Consider the following 4,716-nt stretch of genomic DNA (forward strand, 5'->3'; position numbering starts at 1 on the left):
GGGCTCGCGCCGGCGGCCCCGCCCCGGGGGGGCGCGCCCCCCCCCCCCCCCCCCGTTCCGGCGGGGCCCCCTGGGCCTGGGGGCCCCCCGGCCCGCGGCCGCGGCCCCCGACCAGCGGCCGGGGCCCGTACCGGAATCACCGGATTCAGCCGAGCGCCCGGCCCAGCAGGTAGACCACGGGGGCCGCCGCGGTCAGCGGCAGGGCCACGCCCGCCGTCATGTGGACGAAGCGGGACGGGTAGTCGTAACTGGCCGCCCGGAGCCCGACGAGCGCGCACACCCCTGCGCCGATGCCGATCAGCGCGCCCCGCGCGCCGAAGTCGGTGACGGCGCCCATGGCGAGGCCGGCGCCCGCGGCGACGATCAGGGCTGCGGCGACCGAGACGGGCCCCGGCAGCGGCAGCGCCCGCACGAGCGCGGCGACGGCGACGGCCACCGCGCCGACGACCACCGCGTCGGACGACGAGGCGAGGTACCCGGTGGCGATGATCGCGAGGGCCGCCGAGACCACCGTGGCGAGCAGGCCGGTCAGCCGGGTGTCCGGGTCGGCGTGGCTGCGCAGTTGCAGGACGACGGTCAGCAGCACCCAGACGCCGAGCGTGCCCATGATCGCGGCGGGTCCGTTGTCCCTGCCCGCGACGAGCAGCGCGACATCGGCGACGAGGCCGCCGAGGAACGCGAGCGCGATGCCCTGCCGGGCGGGCCACATGCCGTTCAGCCGGAACCAGCCGGTCGCCGTGACCGCCTGGAGCACCACGACCGGCACCAGCAGCGCGTACGAGCCGACGGCGGCGCCGCCCGCGAGCAGCAGGCCGAGCAGGGCGGTCAGCGCGGCGGGCTGGATGCCGGGCGGGATGATCGGCGAACGGCCCTCGGCACGGGCGCGCTGGGCGTCGGTGACGCGGGCGTTGCCGAGGGTGCTGGGGGCGTTGTACCCGGCCTGGTCGGGGCCGGGGCCCGGCACGGGGGCCGCCGCCGGAGCCGGCGCGGGAGACGTCGGCTCGGCGGGCGCGGGGTACGGGGGCGCCCCCGCGCCCTGCCGGCCCGCCCCGTGCTGAGCACCGGAGCCGTGCTCCGGCGGCGGCACCTCGGGCGGCAGCGGGTACGCGCCGGAAGGCTGCGCGGCTGCCGGGGCGGGCGCGGGCGCGGCACCCGGTCCTGAGGCCGCCGTGATCGGGGCGCCCAGGAAGGCGGTCTCCTCCGACGAGGAGGCAGGCGGTGCGGGTGTCGCGGCGGGCCCGGATGCCCGCACCGGCGCCAGGAAGGCCGTCTCCTCCATCGAAGAGGCCGGCGGACCAGGCGTCGCAGCGGGCCCAGAAGCCGGCACCGGCGCCAAGAAGGCCGTCTCCTCCATCGAAGAGGCCGGCGGACCAGGCGTCGCAGCGGGCCCGGAGCCCGGCACCGGCGCCAAGAAGGCCGTCTCCTCCATTGAGGAAGGAGGCGGGGTCGCCTGCGAGGGCGTCTGCGGCCGGCCGGGCTCGTAGGAGCCGTAGGGCGCCGGGGCAGGGCCGCCCCGCGACGGCTGCTGGTGCTCCGGGTACTGCTGGTGCCCCTGGTACGGCGACTGCCGCTGGTGCTGCTCTTCGTACGGGTGGTACGAGGGCTGGTGCGACGGCGGCGCGGCCGGTGCGTTGCCGACGGTCGGCTGGGAGCCGGTGTCCCAGGTCTGGCCCTGCCAGGTCTGGGTGGCCTCCATGTCGGGCGCCGCGTCGGGGGCGCCGCCGTGCGGCTCGTGCGGCTCGTACGCGCCCTGCGGCCCGTATGCCGGGTCCTGCCGGTGCGTGCCGTACCGCGGCTGCTGCGGCGGCGGGGTGCCGTACCCGCGCTCCGGGTCGTACGGGTACTGCTGATCGCTGCTCATGCTGTGCGCTTCACCCTCCTGCGAACGGCGGGAGCACCTCGACCGTGCCGCCCTCGGCAAGCCGTACGGTCTCATGCCCGCGGGTGCCCACGGCGAGGCCGTCGACGAGGAACGAACACCGTTCGAGGACGCGCACCAGCTCACCGGGGTGGTGAGCCCGGGCGCCCGCCAGCGCGTCGGCCAGGGTGTCCGCCGCGTACGGCTCCTCGGCCACGCCCGCGGCCGCCTTCGCCGCGGCCCAGTAGCGGATCGTGCCCGCCGCCATCGCCGCACCTCCTCGTTCGGCTCGTCCGCCGGCCCGCGTGACCAGGCCTTCGTCCCGGCCTTCCGCACGCGGGCCCCGTCACTCGGCCTGTGTCGCCCGGCCCTCTTCCGGGCCTCTTACGGGCCCGACCACTCGGCCCCCGGGGGGCCCCCGGGGGGGGGGGGGCGCGCCCCCGGGGGGCGCCCCCCCCCGCCGCGGGGGGGGGCCGGGGGGGCCCCCCCCCGCGCGCCGGGGGGCCAGGGCCTGGCGAAAGTCTTCTGGTCGGTGCGCTGCCCGATCCAGGTGGCTCCCGGATTCGAGGGCGGCGCTGCGACGACTGCCCTATGCGGGGACCGGGCCCGCTCCCGCCGTCGCGGCGGCGGTTCCGGGGGCCGTGGTGCGGCCCGCCGGCTCCGCCTCGCGGTCGGCCGCGAGCGGGTCGGTCACCGTGCCGGACTCCTCGTCGAGGGGCCCCTGCGCCAGCCTGGTCACCGCTGCGGGGACCGGCGGCGCCAGGTCGGCCACAGCTCGGAGACCGGACAGGACGTCGTCGGGTCGTACGGCGGGTGTCGCATGCCGAACAACCAGGCGCAGTATCGCACAGGGGCCCGTACCCGCGGAGCCGGAGTCCCCGCCGGCCGCCGGTGCGGCCTGCTCGGACACGACCCTCAGGTCCGCGACGGCCGCCCGCGCGTCGAACGTCCGCACGCCGTTCTTGGTACGGCGCTCCACCTCGACGGTGTCCGCCGCGAGGAACGCGCCCACCGCGCGCTCCGCCTCACCCTGGGCCACCCCGTCCAGCCGCAGCTCCCAGACGGAGGCCGTCAGCCGGTCGGCGAGGCCCGGCACCCGCGCCTCCACCGCGTCGACGATGTCGAGGCCCGCGGGCAGCGACGCGTCGAGCAGTTCCCGCAGGGCCCCCGGGTCGCGCGGTCGCGCCAGCGCGATCTCGAGGAACTCGGCCTCGCTGCCCGTGCCGGTGGGGGCGGCATTGGCGTACGACACCTTCGGGTGCGGCGTGAACCCCGCCGAGTACGCCATGGGCACCTCGGCGCGGCGCAGCGCCCGCTCGAAGGCGCGCTGGAAGTCGCGGTGGCTGGTGAACCGGAGGCGACCGCGCTTGGTGTAACGCAGTCGGATGCGCTGCACTGTGGGTGCGGGCGGCGGGCCTTCGGGCTGTCGCTTGCCCAGTGGTTCTCTCCTCGGTGCGGGGCCGTGCGGTCCGGCGCGGCCCTTGAGGTCGTGTCTTCACAATCGCGTCTGGCCGGCGACCCCGGCTCCGCCCCTGCGGGCGGGCGACGCCCCTGTGAAGGCACTCCCCAGGTGTGCGGTTGGCTCCGTCTCCCGGCATCGGCCCTGATCGCTCAAGGTCTCTTCGGATGCGGGCGCCGCGCCGGGGACAGTCGTCGTACTACCCAGAGTACGCGCAAGGGCCCCGTTCGGTTCCCGAGGCTCCGGCGGCCGGGTGGAGGGGGCACGCGCGCGGGGCGCCGTGTGCGGGAGCGGCTTTACGAGACTCCGGCGCCCACTCGGACGGCACGCGTGCACGCGCCGTACGGGCGCGCGTACCTCCACGCTCCCGCACCCCGCGAGGTCCCCACCGCCAGGCGCCACGACGGACACACGGCTCCCACCACCCGCAACACTCACACCGCCCCCGACGCCCTCAACACTCACACCACCTTTAACACTCGTGCCGCCCCTACCGCACCCGCCACTCACACCGCTCCCGACGCGGAAGCACCTCGCCACGCGGAAGCACCCCGCCACACATCAACACCCCTGTACACCAGTGGATTTCATGCGTCCGACGCGGTGGAGCCGTACGACCGGAGCGGCCTCCGGACAGGCGCGCTCCCACCCGTCACACCGACGCCGGGGCGCCCGGCGGCGGCGCGAACACACCGGCACGCGGGGCCGTGTGCGCGGGGCCCGCGTCGTCAGGTTCCGGTACCGACCCAGTAGCGCAGCTTCTCGCCCCGCTGGTCCTCGAACCGGCCGCCCGCCGCCTCGATCACCTTCCTCGACGCGACGTTGGTGGCGTCGCACGTCACGAGCACCGGGTCGAGGCCGAGTCCACGCGCGACCGGCAGCGACTCACGCAGCATCGCCGTCGCATGGCCGCGCCGTCGCGCGGACGGGCGCACGGAGTACCCGATGTGGCCGCCGAATTCGAGCAGGAAGGGGGTGAACCGGTGGCGGATCGACAGCCGGCCGAGGAACCGGTCCCCGTCCACGAACCACAGGTGCGTGCAGGGGACCCACCCCTCGACGCGCGGAGTCTCCTCGAAACGCTCGGCGTTGAGCCCGTCCACGTACCCCGCGAAGACCGAGGGCCGTCCCCAGCGGGCCCCGTAGCGCTCCAGCTCCTGCCCGGCGACGACCTGTCCGCTGTCGCCTCCCGGGTCCGCGACGAACTCCTGCATGGCGGCGAGGAAGGAGACCCTGAACCGGGCGTCGGGGGCGACGAGACGAGGCGGCATCGCCCCATTCTGCCGTGCCGGAAACGGCCTCACCGGCCATTTTCCCCCGCACGGACGCACGCCCTGTCGTGCTGCCGCCGAACAGGACCGGCCCCGGCCGCCCGGGGGGGGGGGGGGCGGCCGGGGCC

4 protein-coding genes are annotated in these 4,716 nt (G+C 76.7%); all 4 read right to left on the reverse strand.

Annotated elements, in window-relative coordinates:
- Positions 1-145: 145 nt before the first annotated feature.
- Entirely contained in the window at positions 146-1,861 is a 1,716-nt protein-coding gene (locus LCE31_RS07895; protein WP_225013288.1) for a hypothetical protein, read from the reverse strand.
- 10 nt (positions 1,862-1,871) lie between these two features.
- Positions 1,872-2,126: a MoaD/ThiS family protein gene (locus tag LCE31_RS07900; RefSeq protein ID WP_225013289.1), complete on the reverse strand. Its 255-nt coding sequence runs from the start codon at positions 2,124-2,126 to the stop codon at positions 1,872-1,874.
- Positions 2,127-2,447: 321 nt separating this feature from the next.
- A complete protein-coding gene (locus LCE31_RS07905) occupies positions 2,448-3,254 on the reverse strand; it encodes a TIGR03936 family radical SAM-associated protein (protein WP_225013290.1) in 807 nt (268 codons plus the stop codon).
- Positions 3,255-4,045: 791 nt separating this feature from the next.
- Positions 4,046-4,588, reverse strand: a complete 543-nt coding sequence (locus LCE31_RS07910) for a GNAT family N-acetyltransferase (RefSeq protein WP_225013291.1) — start codon at positions 4,586-4,588, stop codon at positions 4,046-4,048.
- Positions 4,589-4,716: the final 128 nt, after the last annotated feature.

The sequence above is a fragment of the Streptomyces sp. 8L genome (assembly GCF_020176795.1).
GTDB lineage: Bacteria > Actinomycetota > Actinomycetes > Streptomycetales > Streptomycetaceae > Streptomyces.